This window comes from Pseudoalteromonas sp. M58, assembly GCF_042604605.1.
GTDB classification, from domain to species: domain Bacteria; phylum Pseudomonadota; class Gammaproteobacteria; order Enterobacterales; family Alteromonadaceae; genus Pseudoalteromonas; species Pseudoalteromonas tetraodonis.
The window spans coordinates 889,972-909,456 of record NZ_CP152390.1; the positions used below are offsets into that span (position 1 = coordinate 889,972).

General features: G+C 40.7%; 20 protein-coding genes. 11 read left to right on the forward strand and 9 right to left on the reverse strand.

Features of this window, described 5'->3' with window-relative positions:
* Positions 1 to 10: 10 nt before the first annotated feature.
* On the forward strand, positions 11 to 2,344 hold the full coding sequence (gene mrcB, locus AAGD16_RS04105; protein WP_058154295.1) for a penicillin-binding protein 1B: 2,334 nt from the start codon (positions 11 to 13) through the stop codon (positions 2,342 to 2,344).
* A gap of 65 nt (positions 2,345 to 2,409) precedes the next feature.
* Here the strand turns inward: mrcB and hemL are convergent, their stop codons facing one another.
* From hemL to AAGD16_RS04125, 4 genes are all read right to left on the reverse strand, one after another.
* On the reverse strand, positions 2,410 to 3,690 hold the full coding sequence (hemL, locus tag AAGD16_RS04110) for a glutamate-1-semialdehyde 2,1-aminomutase (RefSeq protein ID WP_024601882.1): 1,281 nt from the start codon (positions 3,688 to 3,690) through the stop codon (positions 2,410 to 2,412).
* Between the two features lie 37 nt (positions 3,691 to 3,727).
* A complete protein-coding gene (locus AAGD16_RS04115) occupies positions 3,728 to 4,744 on the reverse strand; it encodes an aspartate carbamoyltransferase (protein WP_290190722.1) in 1,017 nt (338 codons plus the stop codon).
* A gap of 111 nt (positions 4,745 to 4,855) precedes the next feature.
* The gene (locus AAGD16_RS04120; protein ID WP_010391077.1) at positions 4,856 to 5,290 is read right to left on the reverse strand and encodes a CopD family protein; all 435 of its coding nucleotides are present in this window, start codon (positions 5,288 to 5,290) and stop codon (positions 4,856 to 4,858) included.
* A 16-nt stretch (positions 5,291 to 5,306) separates the two neighbouring features.
* The gene (locus AAGD16_RS04125; protein ID WP_016899367.1) at positions 5,307 to 6,989 is read right to left on the reverse strand and encodes a chloride channel protein; all 1,683 of its coding nucleotides are present in this window, start codon (positions 6,987 to 6,989) and stop codon (positions 5,307 to 5,309) included.
* Positions 6,990 to 7,227: 238 nt separating this feature from the next.
* Between AAGD16_RS04125 and erpA the strand changes: the two genes are divergently transcribed.
* Positions 7,228 to 7,566: an iron-sulfur cluster insertion protein ErpA gene (gene erpA, locus AAGD16_RS04130; RefSeq protein WP_002958911.1), complete on the forward strand. Its 339-nt coding sequence runs from the start codon at positions 7,228 to 7,230 to the stop codon at positions 7,564 to 7,566.
* Between the two features lie 57 nt (positions 7,567 to 7,623).
* On the opposite strand, the gene AAGD16_RS04135 is transcribed toward erpA, so the two are convergent.
* A complete protein-coding gene (locus AAGD16_RS04135) occupies positions 7,624 to 7,812 on the reverse strand; it encodes a hypothetical protein (protein ID WP_013464338.1) in 189 nt (62 codons plus the stop codon).
* Between the two features lie 361 nt (positions 7,813 to 8,173).
* Here AAGD16_RS04135 and AAGD16_RS04140 point away from each other — a divergent pair, with 361 nt between their 5' ends.
* Entirely contained in the window at positions 8,174 to 8,413 is a 240-nt protein-coding gene (locus AAGD16_RS04140) for a helix-turn-helix domain-containing protein (RefSeq protein ID WP_008111877.1), read from the forward strand.
* A 68-nt stretch (positions 8,414 to 8,481) separates the two neighbouring features.
* On the opposite strand, the gene AAGD16_RS04145 is transcribed toward AAGD16_RS04140, so the two are convergent.
* The 4 genes from AAGD16_RS04145 to AAGD16_RS04160 are packed head-to-tail and all read right to left on the reverse strand — an operon-like array spanning position 8,482 to position 12,247.
* Complete coding sequence (locus AAGD16_RS04145) at positions 8,482 to 9,861, reverse strand: AmpG family muropeptide MFS transporter (protein WP_058154298.1); 1,380 nt, start codon at positions 9,859 to 9,861, stop codon at positions 8,482 to 8,484.
* Positions 9,862 to 9,914: 53 nt separating this feature from the next.
* On the reverse strand, positions 9,915 to 10,535 hold the full coding sequence (locus AAGD16_RS04150) for a peptidylprolyl isomerase (RefSeq protein ID WP_013464341.1): 621 nt from the start codon (positions 10,533 to 10,535) through the stop codon (positions 9,915 to 9,917).
* 2 nt (positions 10,536 to 10,537) lie between these two features.
* Positions 10,538 to 11,098, reverse strand: a complete 561-nt coding sequence (locus AAGD16_RS04155; protein WP_013464342.1) for a YajG family lipoprotein — start codon at positions 11,096 to 11,098, stop codon at positions 10,538 to 10,540.
* Positions 11,099 to 12,247, reverse strand: a complete 1,149-nt coding sequence (locus AAGD16_RS04160; protein ID WP_377113808.1) for a methyltransferase — start codon at positions 12,245 to 12,247, stop codon at positions 11,099 to 11,101.
* A 43-nt stretch (positions 12,248 to 12,290) separates the two neighbouring features.
* On the opposite strand from AAGD16_RS04160, the gene AAGD16_RS04165 reads away from it, so the two are divergent.
* The 8 genes from AAGD16_RS04165 to nqrE all read left to right on the forward strand — a co-directional run bounded on the left by AAGD16_RS04165 (position 12,291) and on the right by nqrE (position 19,472).
* On the forward strand, positions 12,291 to 12,890 hold the full coding sequence (locus AAGD16_RS04165) for an alpha-ketoglutarate-dependent dioxygenase AlkB (RefSeq protein WP_024601885.1): 600 nt from the start codon (positions 12,291 to 12,293) through the stop codon (positions 12,888 to 12,890).
* A gap of 69 nt (positions 12,891 to 12,959) precedes the next feature.
* Positions 12,960 to 13,271: a BolA family transcriptional regulator gene (locus AAGD16_RS04170; RefSeq protein ID WP_028835483.1), complete on the forward strand. Its 312-nt coding sequence runs from the start codon at positions 12,960 to 12,962 to the stop codon at positions 13,269 to 13,271.
* Between the two features lie 109 nt (positions 13,272 to 13,380).
* Entirely contained in the window at positions 13,381 to 14,574 is a 1,194-nt protein-coding gene (fabV, locus tag AAGD16_RS04175) for an enoyl-ACP reductase FabV (protein ID WP_024601887.1), read from the forward strand.
* Positions 14,575 to 14,928: 354 nt separating this feature from the next.
* Entirely contained in the window at positions 14,929 to 16,272 is a 1,344-nt protein-coding gene (locus AAGD16_RS04180) for a Na(+)-translocating NADH-quinone reductase subunit A (protein WP_377113813.1), read from the forward strand.
* Position 16,273: 1 nt separating this feature from the next.
* Positions 16,274 to 17,479, forward strand: coding sequence for an NADH:ubiquinone reductase (Na(+)-transporting) subunit B (locus AAGD16_RS04185; RefSeq protein WP_008111893.1), 1,206 nt, complete (start codon positions 16,274 to 16,276; stop codon positions 17,477 to 17,479).
* The gene (locus AAGD16_RS04190; RefSeq protein WP_008111895.1) at positions 17,472 to 18,221 is read left to right on the forward strand and encodes a Na(+)-translocating NADH-quinone reductase subunit C; all 750 of its coding nucleotides are present in this window, start codon (positions 17,472 to 17,474) and stop codon (positions 18,219 to 18,221) included. The genes AAGD16_RS04185 and AAGD16_RS04190 overlap by 8 nt, the downstream gene beginning before the upstream one ends.
* Positions 18,221 to 18,853 (forward strand): NADH:ubiquinone reductase (Na(+)-transporting) subunit D, encoded by a 633-nt coding sequence (locus AAGD16_RS04195; RefSeq protein WP_006791491.1) that lies wholly within the window; start codon positions 18,221 to 18,223, stop codon positions 18,851 to 18,853. Before AAGD16_RS04190 ends, AAGD16_RS04195 begins: the two co-directional genes overlap by 1 nt.
* 10 nt (positions 18,854 to 18,863) lie before the next feature.
* Positions 18,864 to 19,472, forward strand: a complete 609-nt coding sequence (gene nqrE / locus AAGD16_RS04200; protein WP_006791490.1) for an NADH:ubiquinone reductase (Na(+)-transporting) subunit E — start codon at positions 18,864 to 18,866, stop codon at positions 19,470 to 19,472.
* Positions 19,473 to 19,485 lie beyond the last annotated feature (13 nt).

Here is a 19,485-nt window from a genome sequence, read left to right on the forward strand (position 1 = left end):
TTACACTTAAATGGCTGAAAAAAAGAAAACATCGACCAGTAAACCCTCGACTAAGCGCGCTACAAAGACATCTAAATCATCGGCGCGAAAGAGTGCGACTAAAAAAACTTCAAGCACCGCAAAACGGCCACTTTTTAAAACGTTGTTTTCTATTTTTTGGAAACTGAGTCTGGCGACGTTTATCGCCATTGCACTTTATTTTATTTACCTTGATGCAAAAATAACTCGCCAGTTTGAAGGTAATAAATGGCAACTTCCGGCACAAGTGTATGCTCGCTCAATGACGTTTTTTCCAGGCCAGTTTTTATCAGAGCAAGAAGTATTATGGGAGCTTAAGCGCTTAAACTACACGGCGGTTAATCGCTTAAGCCGGACTGGGCAGTATATTAAAACAGCCAATAGTATTAAGATTTTTCGTCGTGACTTTGAATTTTATGATGGTTTAGAGAGCGCTCATGTTATTGAGTTGCGTTTCTCTGGAGAGAAGGTAGCCAGTATTAAAGATAAGTTTGGCCGTCGCTTAAACACTGCCAGATTAGAGCCTGTACAAATAGCCCGTATTGGTAATGACTCAAAACAAGATAGAGAGTTTGTACCATTAGATAAATTTCCTGACATGCTTAAAAATACCTTATTAGTAGTTGAAGACCGCGATTTTTATGATCATCACGGTGTATCGGTATTTTCAATTTTACGCGCTTTGTATACCAATATTCGCGCAGGGCGCACCGTGCAAGGGGGGAGCACATTAACCCAGCAGCTGGCTAAAAATATTTACCTTACCCGTGAGCGTTCGTTAGTGCGTAAAATTAATGAAGCCTTTATTGCGCTTATTCTTGATTACCGTTACTCAAAAGATCAGATTCTCGAAGCCTATTTAAACGAAGTGTACTTAGGTCAGTCATACAACCAAGGGGTACATGGAATGGGGCTGGCCGCCGAGTTTTACTTTGCCAAACCTGTTGATGAACTCGAGTACGACCAAATTGCCTTGCTGGTGGCTATGGTTAAAGGCCCATCTTATTACAATCCTAGACGTTACAAAGAACGTGCGATGGAGCGTCGTGACCTAGTGCTGCGTTTAATGGTCGATAACAAACTTATTTCTACTAAAGAGTATAGAGCCTCGTTAAAGCGCGCAATTGATATTGCACCAATGAAAGCCAGCTTGCAAAAGTCTTATCCAGGTTACTTAGAGTTGGTTAATCGCGAGCTTAAACAGCTACTACCCGATCAAGACGTATTGGATGCGGGTGTGCGTGTATTTACCTACTTTGATTTACAAAAACAAACCGCGATGGAAGAGTCGATTCAGGCCAGTTTACCTTATTTAGAAAGACGTCCAAATACCAAAGAGTTAGAAGCGGCGATGATCTCCGTTAATGTTGAAAAAGCCGGTGTATCAGCGTTAGTCGCTGGACGTGATGTACGCTACTCAGGATTTAACCGCGTGCTCGATACCAAACGAAATATTGGCTCATTAGTTAAACCTGCAGTGTATTTAAGTGCACTGCAGCTTCCTCATTATAACTTAGCGACGTTACTTGATGACTCGCCTGTTCAAGTCACCAACGAGGAGGGTAACGTATGGCAGCCAGAAAACTTTGATCATCAATACCGTGGTGCCATGCCTCTTTATAAAGCATTTAGCCATAGTATTAATATACCGGCAGTTAACTTAGGGCTTGATGTAGGCGTCGATAAAGTGGCTAACACGCTCAGGGGATTAGGAGCTAAAGGCTATATTAATGAATACCCATCGTTATTATTAGGGGCTATTGAAATGTCGAGCTTTGAAGTGGCACAGCTTTATACCACGATTGCAGCAGACGGTGAATACAGAGAACTGACGTCTATTTCTGCGTTAACCGATTCTGTTGGTAAAGTACTTTATAAGCACAAAGTAATTAACGAGCAACACTTTGATAAAGATGCCATGTACATGACCAAATATGCTATGAAGCGAGTAACTAAAGATGGCACCGCTAAGCGCTTAAACTTACATTTTCCGTCAATCCAGTTGGCAGGTAAAACAGGCACCAGTAATGAATTACGCGACAGCTGGTTTGCTGGATTTGATCAAAATACAGTGACGGTTGCATGGATAGGCCGTGACGATAATAAAAGCACCGGCTTAACCGGCAGTGTTGGCGCGCTTGAAACCTATATTCGTTATTTAAAACCGCTAAACCCGCAAGCAATTGCCGATACCCGTCCGCCTTCAATTAGGTGGGCATTTGTAAACGAGCAAACTGGGAAGCAAGCACCACCGGGCTGTGGCAAAGTGATTCAACTGCCACTTAGAGCCAGTGAGTTTAAACCAAGACCAGAATGTATTCGTTAAATAGTAAAAACAAAAAAAGCCCGAAAGGGCTTTTTTTATGGGTAAGCGTTTTTAAAAACTAAACGTTATAGCTTAGCAAAAGCGCGCTCTGCTGCTTCAATCGTTGCTTGAACTTCTTGCTCTGTGTGCGCAGCACACACAAAACCAGCTTCAAACGCTGAAGGCGCTAAATAAACCCCTTCTTCAAGCATTAAGTGGAAGAACTTTTTAAAGCGCTCTAAATCACATTCAGTGGCTTGTTTGTAAGTAGTTACTTTTTCTGCATCGGTGAAGAAAAAGCCATACATACCGCCAGCGTAGTTAGTCGTTAAGGCAATACCTGCTTTTTTAGCTGCGGCTTCAAAGCCTTCACAAATCGCTTTACTAATGGCTTCTAACTTATCATGCACGCCAGGAGCGCTTAGTAGTTCAAGTGATTTTAAGCCTGCTGCCATCGCAATAGGGTTACCTGAAAGTGTACCCGCTTGATAAACAGGGCCTACAGGAGCTATGTAATCCATGATTTCTGTTTTACCACCAAACGCGCCTACTGGCATGCCACCACCAATTACTTTACCTAAACAGGTTAAGTCTGGTTTGATGTTGTAATACGCTTGAGCGCCACCAAGGGCGACACGAAAACCTGTCATTACTTCATCAAAAATAAGCACGGATTGGTATTGATCACATACTTCACGCAGTCCTTCTAAAAAGCCGGGTACTGGTGGAATACAGTTCATGTTACCGGCAACTGGTTCAACAATAATACACGCGATTTCATCGGCGTACTTGGCAAAAATCGCTTTCACTTCTTCAATATTGTTAAACGAAACGGTGAGTGTGTGCTTAGCTAAATCTTCAGGAATACCTGGAGAGTTAGGTACACCCATAGTTAATGCGCCAGAGCCGGCTTTTACTAGTAATGAGTCTGCATGGCCGTGGTAACACCCTTCAAATTTTAAGATTTTGTCACGACCAGTAAAACCACGGGCTAAACGAATTGCACTCATTGTTGCTTCAGTACCAGAGCTTACCATGCGTACTTTTTCGATTGATGGTACTAGCTCTTTTACTTTTTCAGCCATTAAAATTTCAGCTTCAGTAGGCGCTCCGTAGCTTAAACCATTTTCTACCGCGTCATGCACTGCTTGTTTAATTTCAGGGTGATTGTGGCCCATAATCATTGGACCCCAAGAGCCTACATAATCGATGTAACGGTTGCCATCAGCATCAAATGTAAACGCGCCCTGTGCTTTAGTAATAAACAGCGGAGTACCACCTACACCATTAAATGCACGCACTGGCGAATTTACTCCACCAGGAATAGAGTCTTGAGCTCGTTTAAATAAGTCTTGGCTAATTGTCATGAAAAATCCTATTGTTTTATCACTTTAAAATTAAAGCTTAGCTGTCACGTTTGCGGCTAAACCAAGGAACGCTTACTTCATACTGCTCGACTTTGTTTTCTACGCCGAGGGTTAAAGCAAACAGTGCCATACGAATGAGTACGCCATTTTGTACTTGGCGGAATATCGCTAGATTGTCGTTAGCATTTAAGTCGTTATCAAGTTCGTTTGCCTCTAGGCGACTATCGCGAGGAAGCGGGTGCATTAATACTGAATTAGGTTTGCAATGAGTATTATAAATAGACTGGCTAATTCTAAATCCACCACGATACTTATTAGCTTCTTCTTGTGATGGAAAACGCTCTTCTTGGATTCGTGTTTGATAAACGATATCGGCTGCTAAGTTACCTTCCATTTTATCTACCAGTTCAATTTTATGACCGGCATTTTCAACCGCAGATAAAATTGAGTCAGGCATTTGCAAGCCATTAGGGGCAACCATCGAAAACTTAATGTCTTTGTAATGGCACAGTAACTTAGAGAGTGAGTGAACAGTACGGCCATATTTTAAATCGCCGACTAGCGCAATATGCATACCATCGATATTTTGATCGAAGCGGTTAAGTTCACGCTCAATAGTTAATAAATCAAGCAGTGCTTGGGTAGGGTGCTCATTGGGTCCATCACCACCGTTTATTACTGGTACGTTGCAACCTGTTGCAAATTCAGCTACCGAGCCTGAGTCAGGATGGCGCATAGCAACTGCATCAGCATAAGCTGAAATAACACGTGCGGTATCATAGAGTGATTCGCCCTTAGCAAGCGCAGAGCTTTGCATGCCGGTGGTTTCACGAACTAGTCCACCGAGTAAGTTAAACGCAGTGCCAAAACTAACACGAGTACGTGTACTGGGTTCAAAAAACAGATTTGCTAAAATAGCGCCTTCAAGCACGTTGGTCCGCTTTTGTTTTTTAGCGTATGGCTCCATTTTTTTTGCCACAGCAAATATGCGTTCAATACAGTCTCGGTCGAGTTGATTAACAGAGAGTATATTTTCACCTTGGAAACTGAACATGGGGTTATTCCTAGTTATTCAAAAAGGCGCGATAATCCACAAAGGAGCACGCAATCGCGCGTATTATACAAACTTAGTATGCGACTTGGCAGCGTAATTTATAAGCCTTTGCTAAAAGCTTGGCTTAATAATCGCCAAAGCGACAATAACGAGTAGCGCTAAAACAGGTAGCTCGTTGAAAATGCGATAAAACCGATCGCTTTTGGTATTTCTATCGTGTTTAAAATCAGCTAACAATTTGAAACAGTAGCCATGATAAATATATAAAATAATCACCAGCACGAGTTTGTAATGCAGCCACATGCTGTAACGAAACCATTCTCGGCCGTATTCAACAATAGTCAATACGCCAAATACTGCGGTAAGCACCGCAAAGGGTGTAACAAAATAAAGTAGCCGACGTTCCATTACTTTTAGCATTGAGTTACACGATTTTTCTTCACTCATAGCGTGATAAACAAAAAGTCGAGGTAGGTAAAAAATACCGGCAAACCAAGCAATCATAAAAAATACGTGCAAGGTTTTGTAGATTAATAATGCGCTCATATTGTTCTCATTATTGTTAAAGTAAACTGTTACGTATGGTTAAAATATGGTGGATTTGATCCCACCTTAGTAATCCCATAATTTGTTGATTATCTAATAAGTTATATACATAAAGTGCACCACTTCGTTTATCATTCAAAATTTCAAATGCATCTGCAAGGGTGGCTTGGCTGCTAATACCTTGTAAGCTAATGTATTTTATATTGACCGCCTGATCAGACATTAAACTTAAGTCATATTCAGCTAGGCGATAACCATTTTCTTCATCAAATACAATTAATGGTGTTTGACTGTCCATGGCATCTAGACTGTTTTTTATTTGCTCTTTATCGTCGGAGTAGAGCAGCTTAAAGTCTTCATCCATGTCATCCATCACTCCTACTTTCTGTAAGGCTTCAGTGGCGGGAGAGACATGATAGGGAAGCCCTTGAAAGTCTAATTGCTGTAAAAATATAGAGCGGTTACCAAATACCTGTAAAGCTGTAACGTAGGCGGTAGTAATGACGATCATCGCAGGCACAATAATTTCCGGTGACGAGGTCAGCTCCATCACAGTGGTCAGTGCCGCTAAGGGGGAGTGTAGTGTGGCCGCTAATAATCCTGCCATGCCCAGCACCCCGTAAGTGCCGGCTATATCGGTGCCGGGGCTAATAAATTGAGCAAAAAATGCCATTAAAGTACCGGTTAAAACGCCCAGCCCAATAACCGGACCTATCAACCCACCAGGAATACCTAAGCCAATAGCAAATAAGGTGGCTAATAACTTAGCAATTAAAATAGTGGTGAGTAGTTGAATATTTTCAGGTGACTCAACCGCAATAGTGATAGCGCTCATACCCGAGCCCATTGCTTGTGGAACTGCATAGGCAATTAAGCTGGCAATACACCCTGCAATCATTAAACGTGGAAACATACTAAGTGGTTTAAAGGTTTTAATAATTAACATTAAATTCTGATTAAAAGCATAAGCCACCGCGCCTAATCCCATGCCGCATAAAATTAAATAGGGGTAGTGCCACCCACTTAAAGGGGCAATGGTTATTAGCGCAAGTTCTGAGCCTTCACCAAATACAAACTGTGTTGCTAATGCGCCGGTAACGGCTGCAAGCATAATCGGCACAAAAATATGCACTTTGTATTCTCTGAGCACCACTTCCATTACAAAAATAACCGCAGCCAGGGGGGTGTTGAACGATGCAGCAATGCCCGCGGCAACACCACAACCACTGAGGGTACGCATAGCGTTGTGGGGTAAGTGTAGTTTATTTGCTAATATGCTTGCCCCCGCTGCTCCCATATGAACTGAGGGGCCTTCGCGGCCAACAGAAAAACCGCTGATCAGTGCCAGCGCGCCGCCTACAAACTGGTTAACCGTATTATAAAGTGGCATTTGCCCGTAATGACGTTTTATTCTGTGTATTACAAAAGGGATACCCAAGCGGTAATGTTTAAAGCCGGTAAAAGCCGCAAATGTGGCTATCAGAAGTGCAGCAATCAAAGGCATTAATACCCGTTCTAGGGTAGGGAGAGTAGTAAAGTCGTCAGGGGTTTCTAAAAATAAGCTTTGAAAAAATAAAATGGTTAGGCGAAACAGTATAATGAAAAATGCAGCAATTAATCCGGCACTTACGCCCAATAAGCATAATTGTACGGATGTTTTTGGTTTTGCTAATCGACGTCTCAGTCGCTCAAGCCACATGCTTTATTTCCCCGTAGCATTTTTAGGCGTCAAGTTTATCAAAATAGTCTAGGGAAGTCCTTGAGATTTTTAACAACCGATTAATTTAAATTAAATTTATAGTATATTGATTCACAGAATAGATTAAACGCGCATTGTTTTAATTAAAGCTTATAAACGCGAGCTTACTATACTTGATTAAAACACTCAGGTATTAGATAATCTGGTGCATTAGTATAAAGGTATTGAGGGTTATAAAATGTCTGAAGAATTACCCATTAAGTTTAGCGACGCAGCCGCTGTGCGTGTTAAACAGTTAATCGACGAAGAAGAAAACCCAGATCTAAAACTGCGTGTTTATGTCACAGGCGGTGGTTGTTCAGGTTTTCAATACGGTTTTACTTTTGATGAAAAAGCGAATCCTGGCGATTTAGAAATTGTTAAAAACGGGGTTACCTTAGTCATTGACCCAATGAGTATCCAGTATTTAGTTGACGGTGAAGTAGACTACACCGAAGGGTTAGAAGGGGCACGCTTTTTTGTCTCTAACCCTAATGCCACAACAACGTGTGGCTGTGGCGCTAGTTTTAGCGTGTAAAGATACCGTTATTTGAAAAAAAACCGCTTAATTAGCGGTTTTTTTATGTGTTTAAAATCATAACTCAGTTGGTCTGTATTCTGTTATTTGCATTATTAACACAAAAAAACCAAGTACGAATGCAGAGAAAGCTAAAATATAGATAAAGCCTTTTTTACCCTGTTTGATTGGAATTGCATAATGGCGCAAAAAAAAGTACCAGCCCAAGCATAAAATAATAGGCAGTAAAAAAAGTAGTCTAAACATGATTTAGCCTTTTTAAGCAAATAATAAGTTAATAATAAACGGCTTATATTTAAATGAAACAAAAAAGTTATAAAATATTTAACCTTATTCAGAGTTAGTAAATATTTGTTGTTAAACTTTAATCGCATAATTACTAATTAATCATTCAGATCAACGGTGAATGGTATATAATGTATCCAAGAGTGAAACGGGCAAGGTTTCATTTTTCACAATAATAAAGTGTTAATACATATTTGAGCGTTTTTATTGGTTGAATTGTAAGCGTTTACACTGCGCTTTAGTGAGTGGTTGTAGGTTTACAGTGTTGGCGATTTTAAGCGCTTAGCTATATGTATATTTAAACAACGAGTAGGAGTTGTATATGATGGGTAAAACCGTATCTTCGGAAGAAAATGCAAAATTAACAAAGTGGCTTAAAACTAAACGCCATGAAAAAGGCTACACCATGCGCAGCTTAGCGCAAATCTTGGGTACGCCACATTCTTTTATTGGCAAAATTGAAAATCAGGAACGTCGTTTAGATGTAATTGAGTTTGTTCGCTACTGTAATGCATTAGAAGTCGACCCGTATGAAGCATTAAGCTTAATTAAAGCTGACTAACGCTTTCTTTTTGGCTGTAATCGTAAAGTTAAATTAGCGTCTACAGCCAATACTAGTGCAGGGATGCATTAGGTATTTTTATGATAATTTTGCTCTAGTGAATATAGTTTGTGCCTAATTAGAAATAAAAACACTAATGAGGGTAAAACCATAAGTGCAGTTAATACAAAGAACAATGACCAATTTCCCATTAGCCAATCATCAATAACCACGCCACTGTAACTCGATAATAACGTACGCCCTAAATTACCCAATGATGCCAATAGCGCATAATGGGTGGCGCTAAATGCTCTGTCACACAACATAGATATAAAGGCAACCATTGCCACTAAAGACCAAGCTTGGGTAAAGCCATCAACTACAATTGCCATTGCATATAAGTGCTCTTGTGGACCAGCTAAGGCTATCCAAGAAAACATTAAGTTAGATGCTGCCATGGCTACGCCACTAATAAATAAGCCTTTCACAATGCCATATTTATGGTTAAAAATACTGCCCAAAAAGGCAAATACAATGGTGATTAATCCCGTGCCGAGTTTTGAGTAATTTGCTATTTGCGTATTACTAAAGCCAACTTCTTTATAAAATACAATCGACATCCGCGCTAAAAATGCTTCACCAATCTTAAATAAGAAAATAAACGCCAGCAGCGCCAACGCGGTTTTAACGCCATTTTTAGCAAAAAAGGTTTTAAACGGATCAACCACGGTAACGCCTAGCCATGCGAGCGTTTTTGTCAGTGGTGTTTGTTTAGTTGCGGCGAGTTTTTCAAGATAAACACGTTCTAGTTCGGCATGTACGGCTTCGCGATTTGATTGTGGCTCTTTAGCCCAAAATACACAGCTAATTAATAACAGCATAATCGCGGATAAAAAATAATACACCTGTGGCCAGTCAATATTTGGCATATCAGCCATGTAAAAAGGCACAGCTCCTAATAAAGCATAGCCAGTCCACCAACCTGAGGTGGCCATTGCAGCAGCCGCGGTGGCTTTGTGAGATTCATTTTCACTAAGGGTGTCTATTCGAAAGGCATCTATTGCAATATCTTGCGTGGCAGAGGCTATGGCGATTAACAAGCAAAGTGCGGCGGCAGCCGCTAGGTTTGCTTTCAAATCAAGTCCTGCAAGTAGCAATGTGCCAAGCAAAATAAAGCTTTGGCAAAACAGTATCCAACTACGGCGCTGACCAAGCCAATTATATAAAAAGGGCAGTTTAGTGCGGTCGATTAAAGGTGACCATAAAAAGTTGATGCTGTAGGCACCAAACACAATGCCAAATAGGCCAATCATGCTGCGGCTCAAACCTTCATCTTTAAGCCATGCCGACATTACTGAGCCAATTAATACCCACGGAAAGCCACTGCTCATTCCAAATATAAAAACATTAATCAAACGTTTATCTTTAAAATAAGAAAAGTATTCGCTAACAGAAAGTGTGCTATTCATAGGGGCTCATTGGCTTATACAAAGAGCAGTTAAGGCTGCTCTTATTAAAAAAGTTATAAAGGAACTTGCTCAAGCACCTTAATATTTAATATAACGACCGGTTTTTCGGGTACAAAGTTGTAGCCAATTTTGTCATTAAATCCGGTTTTTACAGCCATGATTTTATCGAGTGTTTCATAGCCTTCCATCACACTGCCAAACACTGCAAATCCCCAATCACGGCCAGGGTTTAAATGATCGTTATCATCCATATTAAAAAAGAACTGACGCGTTCCTGAGTGTGGTTCACGGTCTTGATAAGCCATCGCAATGCTATACATATCGTTTGTTAAGCCGTTACCGCTTTCATTAAAAATAGGGTCGTTTTCATGTAGACCATCGTAATCTTTATCATAACCACCGCCTTGAATTACAAAGTCACGATCATTTTCTACGTCGCGTTCTACACGATGAAACACACTGCCTTGATAGCTTTTATCCGACACGTACGTTAAAAAATTATTGACCGTAATAGGAGCTCTTGAGCGGTCTAATTCAACCACAATGCTGCCCAACGATGTCACAATTTCTACCCGAGGAAAAATGTTATCTTTTTGCACAAAACGACCCTCTTGAGCCGCTAAGCTACTAACGCTAAATAATAAGCTTACGCAGATTAAAAAAAGTTGCTTCATTGTTAACCTTCTAAAAATGCAATTAATTCTGGGTCAGATACAATGCGGGTAATTAACTGCTCAGTCAACTTATTGAGCTGACCTTCAACTTTTGCCCTATCGTGACCAAGCGGGCCAGATAAATTAGCATTACCGCTGTAGCGTTTACTAAAATTACTGGTCGGGCGAATCACCCGCACTTCAAATTCAATCTTGGCTTCACTGGTATGGCTCATTAGCGTTTCTGTAACTACCGCTTGCAGCGTGTGAATATCTAACTCAAAACGCAATTGCGCTAAATTAGAAATGCTGGCGCCATTGCGACTCAGCGCACTGTCTAGCGCACTTTTAACCGATTCAGTAATACCCGTACTGGCAATGGTTTTGGTTTTGCTCGATTCAATCAGCTTTAAGGTTGCACTGTCACCACGTAAATCAATCACGCTGGTGTTTAAGCTGCTGTTTATTGAGCTTATTTGACCACTTTTATACACAGGGTTAAGAATAAGCTGATTAGGCTGATTGGCACATCCCGAAAAAACCACTAATGTACAACAGCTCAATAATGCTTTTAAGAGTTTCATTTATAACGTCCCACTATTTTTAGTTGCGCTAAGTACCACAAACTTTTTATTAGAGCCTAATAAAGTACAGTTACCAAACATACGGTTTAGTTTGTCGTGGTAATCTAGATGGCGGTTACCAATAATACGCAGCTCGCCACCTTCTTTTAATGTGTCTTTTGCTTGCTTGAACATTTGCCATGCTATGTGGTCGGTAACCGCTTGTGCTTGGTGAAATGGCGGATTACACAATACAATATCAGCGCTTTCACGTTCAAAGTCAGTTAAACAATCATTCTCTATAAAGGTACATTGTTCAAACTTGTCTTCCATGTTGAGCTCAATGTTGAGTCGAGCTGATTCAACCGCCATATATGACTCATCAACAAAACTAATATGAGCATTAGGACAGCGCGCTAATGTCATTAAACCAACTACGCCATTGCCACAGCCTAAATCAATAATACTTTTGGCTTTATTTGTTTGTGGCAAATAATTAAAAAAGAATCGCGCACCAATATCAAGTGAATCACGTGAAAACACATTAGCATGATTGCTTATTGTAAAATCAGTGCCTTCGAGCGGCCAGCTCACTGGGAAATCTGCACCTTTATAACCGCCAGCGGCTTGGCTAATAATTAAGCGTGATTTTTTTACTGCGAGGCTTGTTTTCGTCTCACCAATAAAATCTTCAAATGCTTTAATCGTAGAGTTATGCACGTCTTTAGTTTTTGCTGCGCCAATAACCGGTGTACCGGGCGCCAGTACTTCGCTTAATTCAGATAGCTGATACTGTAAAAAAGCCAATGTGCGTGGTACTTTTACCAACACTAGGTCTACTTGTTCGGGCAAAGCCGATAAACTATCAAGCTGGCTAAACGCAGTTGTTGCAATTTTGTTTTGCGCTAAGTTATAAGCCGCCGCCTGATGGCTAATATATGAGTCGTTTACTGAACAAACTGTTAATTGTTGCTTGCTAAAGTAACAGCTAAGTGCACCAAAGCTGTCGTTTAAGATCAGTAACGAGCGACAATCAGGGTAGTGTTCATTAACATAGTCAATGAGGTATTCGTCTGCTGAATCCCACGCTTGTAAGCTGCGGTTTTTTTGATCCAAAGGAAAGCGTTCAAGAGTAAAGGTGTTATCGCCGAGCGTAGCTTGCGTAGTCATAATAGTTTAATGATCGGTAATCAAATGATAGGTAAATTCTAACATGCAACCGCCAAACGCCAACCCCCAACTGTTACCAAATGGCTTTTCTTATCAAAGTAGGGTGCTTAGTGCGCAAAAAAGCCTCGATTTATTTTATTATTTGCAGCAAAACTTAAATTGGCAACAACCAAATATAACGGTGTTTGGCAAAACGGGGCCAATACCAAGGCTGCAATGTTTTATCAGCGAAGAGAATCTTGAGTACGGCTATTCCGGGCATAAACTCGATTTAGAGCCTTGGCCAGACGTATTACTTGCTATGCGAACACGATTAGAAAATCACCTACAGCAACCGTTTAATTCAATTTTGGTTAATTATTATCGTGATGGCCACGATAGCATGGGCTGGCATAGCGATGATGAGACGCAGCTAGGGCCTGAGCCTACCATAGCCTGTGTATCGCTTGGCGCAGAGCGATTATTTAAACTTAAACACAAAGTAAGTAACAGCATTACTAACATTAAATTACAAAGTGGTAGCTGTTTAATAATGAGCGGCCAAAGCCAACAAAATTACCAACATGCGTTACCAAAACAAACTACGCTTAAACACCCTCGAATAAGTTTAACGTTTCGCTATATTAATAATAGTTTCAGTTAAATAGCATTAGCCATGGTATAGCTGCAGTTGTTATAGTAAGTACATAACTGAATTTTGAGGATGGTTTTTATGTCAATGCAAGAACAAATACGTAACAAGCTAGCCGATGCGATTGCGTGCAAGCATTTAAATGTGATCAACGAAAGCCATATGCACAGTGCTGGGACTGAATCACACTTTAAAGTGATTGTAGTCAGTGAGGAATTTGCTGGTAAGCGATTATTGCAGCGTCATCGTGAAATTAATGAAATTTTAAAAGATGAGCTGGCAAATCATATTCATGCGCTTGCGATGCACACTTATACCCCTGACGAATTTACAGAGCACGACGGCGAAGCGCCGCAGTCACCTAATTGCATGGGCGGCTCAAAAGTTGGATAACAGGTAATAGTGGATTGGTTTGAGCAGTGAGTAACTGATCAGATCAGTTTTTTTTGTTTTAGCCTTTAAACTAGCGCTAATTTTTATTGTAAAAGATATAGGATGATCAATGGTCATTAAGCCTAAAATTCGCGGATTTATCTGCACCAATGCACACCCAGTAGGCTGTGCAGAGCATGTACAAGAACAAATTAATTATGTTAAGCAGCAAGGGGCATTAAAAAATGCACCTAAAAATGTATTAGTTATTGGTGCGTCTACAGGTTATGGCCTAGCGTCTCGCATTACCGCTGCATTTGGCGGTGGCGCTAAAACATTAGGTGTTTTCTTTGAAAAAGAAGGCACTGAGCGTAAAACAGGTTCTGCGGGTTGGTATAATACGGCGGCGTTTCAAGCAGCCGCTGAAGCTGAAGGTTTATGGTCAAAAAATATTAATGGTGATGCGTTTTCTAACGAAATTAAACAAAAAACAATCGACACCATTAAAGCTGAATTAGGTAAAGTTGACTGTATTATTTACAGCTTAGCGTCACCTCGTCGTACTGATCCAAATACCGGCGAAGTGTTTTCTTCAACGCTTAAGCCAATTGGTAATGCGGTAACCACTAAAAACTTAAATACGTCAAAGCGTGAAATTGATGAGGTAACCGTTGAAGCGGCAAACCAAGACGATATCGACAACACTATTAAAGTAATGGGTGGCGAAGATTGGGAAATGTGGATTGACGCTCTTAAAGAAGCGGATGTATTAGCAGATAACTTTAAAACCACGGCTTACACTTATATTGGTAAAGAACTAACGTGGCCAATTTACGGTCATGCAACAATTGGAAAAGCCAAAGAAGATTTAGACCGTGCCACTGCTGCTATTAAAGCTGCTACCCAAGATTTAAATGGTGAAGCCTACGTTTCATCGCTTAATGCGGTTGTTACTCAAGCAAGCTCTGCAATTCCAATCATGCCACTTTATATTTCTGCCTTATTTAAAGTGATGAAGGCTGATGGCACTTACGAGGGCACAATTGAGCAAATTCATGCGCTATTTAGTGAGAACTTATACGGTGATTCACCTCGCTTTGACGAGGGCGGGCATTTATTCCAAAACTATAAAGAACTGGAAGATGACGTTCAATCTCGCGTTCAAGCCATTTGGGATAGTGTAGATACAAACTCAATTGATGAGTTAACCGATTATATTGGTTACCATAATGAATTTTTACGCTTGTTTGGTTTTGGTATTGACGCGGTTGATTATGAACAAGATGTAAATCCTGTTGCACCTATTGCCAATATGATTGACTAACTTGTCGCTGATAGCGCATTTTTGAAAAAGTCGCCTTGTGCGGCTTTTTTGTTTTTAGCTTTGATTTGAAAAAATATTTGCTAATTGTTGGCTAATTTACCACTTTGGTCTAGCTTGTATTTTATTAATTGTTAATTACAAAACTAAATAAACGTTTCTCTCGTATAATTTTCATAAATACACTCGCATAGTCAGCCACAATAATGTTAAAATCAAAGCAATATGTGAGGAGTTTTACTGCGCTGCTTGTTTGGTATTTATAGCGAGTCATTTTATATAACTTGCAATAATACAAATAGCGGCGTGGTTAGTACGATTTTTCAGTTTCTTTCCGTTAATGTAGTGCAAGTGCGTATGATCAATATAAAAAAAGGTCTGGATTTACCCTTAGAGGGCGCACCTCAGCAAGTTATTCATGATGGTTCTGCCGTCAAACGTGTAGCTGTGCTAGGTGAAGAGTTTATCGGTATGCGTCCAACCATGCATGTTCGTGTGGATGACCAAGTCAAAAAAGGCCAGGTACTTTTTGAAGATAAAAAGAACCCAGGCGTATTATTTACTGCACCAGCTTCTGGTACAGTAAAAGAAATTAATCGCGGTGCTAAACGTGTTCTGCAATCTGTTGTTATTGAAGTAAACGGCAGTGAGCAAATCACCTTTGGTTCTTTCTCGGAAATTGAGCTTAACAGCTTAGACCGTGAAAAAGCTAAAGAAGTACTAGTTCAATCGGGTCAATGGGTAGCACTTCGTGCTCGTCCATTTAGTAAAGTGGCGGCGTTGGATGCAAATCCGAGCTCTATTTTTGTGACAGCTATCGATACCAATCCACTTGCTGCAGATCCTGCAGTAATTATTGCTGAAAATGCGAAAGCGTTTGAAGCAGGTTTGGCTGTTGTGTCACGTTTAACCGATGGCAAAGTATTTGTTTGTAAGCAAGCAGGTAGTCAAGTTCCTAGTTCACCTATTGCTCAAGTAGAAGTACATGAGTTTGGTGGCGTGCATCCGGCTGGCCTTGTTGGCACTCATATCCATCACCTTGACCCAGTATCTGCTAGTAAGCAAGTTTGGCACATTGGTTACCAAGACGTTATTGCGTATGGTCACCTTTTCCTTACTGGTGAAATTTACACAGACCGTGTGATTTCGCTTGCAGGTCCGCGTGTTAAGAATCCTCGTTTAGTGAAAACACAATTAGGTGCTTCACTTGATGACTTAGTTGCAGGTGAATTAGAAGACGGTGATAACCGTGTTATTTCTGGTTCTGTACTTGCAGGTGCTACGTCGTCTGGCGTTCATGCATTTTTAGGTCGTTACCATGTTCAAGTATCTGTATTACTTGAAGGTCGCGAAAAAGAATTTTTTGGCTGGATTGCACCAGGTAGTGATAAATTCTCTGTAACGCGTACATTCTTGTCTCACCTTACACCGAGTCGTTTATTTAAAATGACAACGTCTACGGGCGGTTCAAAACGTGCCATGGTTCCACTTGGAAGCTATGAGCGTGTTATGCCACTTGATATTTTGCCAACGCTCTTATTACGTGACTTATTGTCTCGTGATTTAGACAGTGCAATTTCATTAGGTGCGCTTGAATTAGATGAAGAAGATTTAGCGTTATGCACCTTCGTTTGTCCTGGCAAATACGAGTACGGCGCAGCCCTACGCGATTGCTTAACTACGATCGAGAAGGAAGGCTAAAATGGGCTTAAAAACTTTCTTAGAAGATATCGAACCGCATTTTGAACCAGGTGGTAAGCATGAGAAATGGTACGCGCTGTATGAAGCCGCTGCGACTATTTTTTACACGCCAGGTTACGTAAACAAAGGTTCAACTCACGTTCGTGATAACATCGACCTAAAACGCATGATGATTTTAGTGTGGATGGCGACGTTCCCTGCCATGTTCTTTGGTATGTTCAATATTGGTCATCAAGCGGCAATCGCGCTTGGTAATGGTTTTGAACTAGCTAACATTTGGCAAGTAGGTTTATTCCAGTTATTAGGCGGTGAGTTAACCGTTGATGCTGGTTGGGGCGCAAAAATGTTCTACGGAGCATGTTTCTTCCTACCTATTTATGCAACAACCTTTATTGTCGGTGGTTTTTGGGAAGTATTGTTTGCTTCTGTGCGTAAGCATGAAGTAAATGAAGGTTTCTTCGTAACCTCTGTATTATTTGCATTAATCCTGCCTGCAACGATTCCTTTATGGCAAGTTGCGCTAGGTATTACTTTTGGTGTAGTTATCGCAAAAGAAATATTTGGTGGTACAGGTCGTAACTTCTTAAACCCTGCGCTTGCTGGTCGTGCGTTTTTATTCTTCGCATACCCTGCACAAATTTCAGGTGACACAGTATGGACTGCCGTAGATTCATTCTCTGGCGCGACTATGCTTGGTCAAGCGTTTGCTGGTACGTTAAATTACGCGACTGATATTGAGCTTTGGTGGAATGCGTTTTACGGATTCATTCAAGGTTCTATGGGTGAAACGTCTACACTAGCTGTACTTATTGGTGGTTTATTCCTAATTTACGTGCGCATTGCGTCTTGGCGTATCGTGCTAGGTGTATTCCTAGGTATGGTAGTAACCTCATCAATACTAAATACTATTGGTTCTGAAACCAATGCTATGTTTGCTATGCCTTGGTACTGGCATATGGTATTAGGTGGTTTTGCATTCGGTATGTTCTTTATGGCAACTGACCCTGTATCTGCTGCATTTACTGATAAAGGTAAATTAGCATACGGTGCGCTTATTGGCTTTATGGTTATCATGATCCGTGTTGTTAACCCTGCATACCCAGAGGGCATCATGCTAGCAATCTTATTTGCTAACTTGTTTGCACCTTTATTCGATCACTTTGTAGTGCAAGCTAATATCAAGCGGAGGTTGGCACGTAATGTCTAGTAATAACGAATCAATTGGCAAAACGCTAGCTGTTGTTGTCTCATTATGTTTAGTGTGTGCAGTTATTGTGTCGCTAACGTCTGTGCAACTTCGCCCTCTGCAAAAAGCAAATAAAGCAAAAGATATTCAAAGTAATATCTTAGCTGCTGCTGGTATTGGTAAAGTTGATAACGTTGCCGAAACGTTTGATGCTAAAATCGAAACTCGCTTTGTTGATATGCAAAGTGGTGAGTTTGCTGAGCCGGTAGAAGATTTCGACTTTGAAAAAAGCAAATATGATGCTGATTTAAGCAAGTCTCTTAAAGAGAATGGGATTAAGGACATCGCAGGTATTCAACGTATTACCAAACGTGCGCCTGTTTACATCTCTAAAAAAGACGATGGCTCTACTGATGCAATCATCCTTCCTATTCAGGGGTATGGTTTATGGGGTTTAATGTATGGTTTTATCTCGCTTGAAAGCGATGGCGAAACTATTAAAGACATTATTTTCTACAAACATAACGAAACACCTGGTTTAGGTGGTGAAATTCAAAACCCACAGTGGACTGCAACGTGGGAAGGTAAAGAGTTACCAATCCAAATCGTTAAAGGGACTGCAGCCGGTGATGAGCACAAGATCGACGGTCTTTCAGGTGCTACATTAACGTCTAATGGTGTTGACCATGCAGTTGACTTTTGGACTGGCGAAAATGGCTTTGGCCCTTTCCTTGCGAAAGTACGTAAAGGAGCATTGAACTAATGGCTGATACTAAAGAAATGAAGGCGGTCCTATTCGGTCCAGTTTTCGCTAACAACCCAATCGCATTACAAGTACTTGGTATTTGTTCTGCGCTAGCGGTAACGTCTAGCTTAAAAAATGCATTAATCATGTCAATCGCATTGACCTTGGTAACTGCATTCTCTAGCCTTTTTATCTCGACTATTCGTAACCATATCCCATCATCAGTACGTATCATCGTACAGATGACGATTATTGCATCATTGGTAATCGTGGTTGACCAAGTACTACAAGCTTTCTCTTACGCTACGGCAAAAGAGTTATCAGTATTCGTTGGTCTAATCATTACTAACTGTATCGTAATGGGTCGTGCTGAAGCTTATGCAATGAAGTCGCCGCCATTAATGTCTTTCCTTGATGGTATTGGTAATGGCTTAGGTTACTCTGTAGTGCTTCTTACTGTTGGCTTTATTCGTGAGTTATTCGGTAAAGGTTCACTGTTCGGTGTTGATATTATTCCATTAGTACAAAATGGTGGTTGGTACCAACCTATGGGTCTATTGATCTTACCACCGAGTGCATTCTTCATTATTGGTTTATTCATTTGGGTACTTCGTACTTATAAGAAAGACCAAGTAGAAGCTAAAGCGTAAGGGGCGATAAGTGGAACATTATATTAGTTTATTTGTAAAAGCCGTTTTTATTGAAAACTTAGCGTTAGCATTCTTCCTAGGTATGTGTACTTTCTTAGCCGTGTCTAAAAAAGTAACTACATCAATTGGCCTAGGGGTAGCGGTTATTGTTGTATTAGGTATTTCAGTACCGGTTAATAACTTGGTTTACCATGCGGTATTAGCACCAGGTTCACTTGAGTGGCTTGGTTACCCAGAAGCGGATCTTAGCTTTTTACGTTTCTTAACTTTCATTGGTGTTATTGCTGCACTGGTGCAAATTCTTGAAATGGCATTAGATAAGTTCTTCCCACCGCTGTACAACGCATTAGGTATTTTCCTACCACTAATCACAGTTAACTGTGCAATTTTTGGTGCGGTAGCCTTCATGGTTGAGCGTAACTATAACTTCGGCGAGTCTGTTGTTTATGGTATTGGCGCTGGTGTGGGTTGGGCGCTTGCAATTACATTACTTGCAGGTATCCGTGAGAAAATGAAGTATTCAGACGTACCAGATGGTTTACGTGGTCTAGGTATTACCTTTATCACTGTTGGCTTGATGGGTCTTGGCTTTATGTCATTCTCTGGTATTTCACTGTAATAATAGCGAGGTC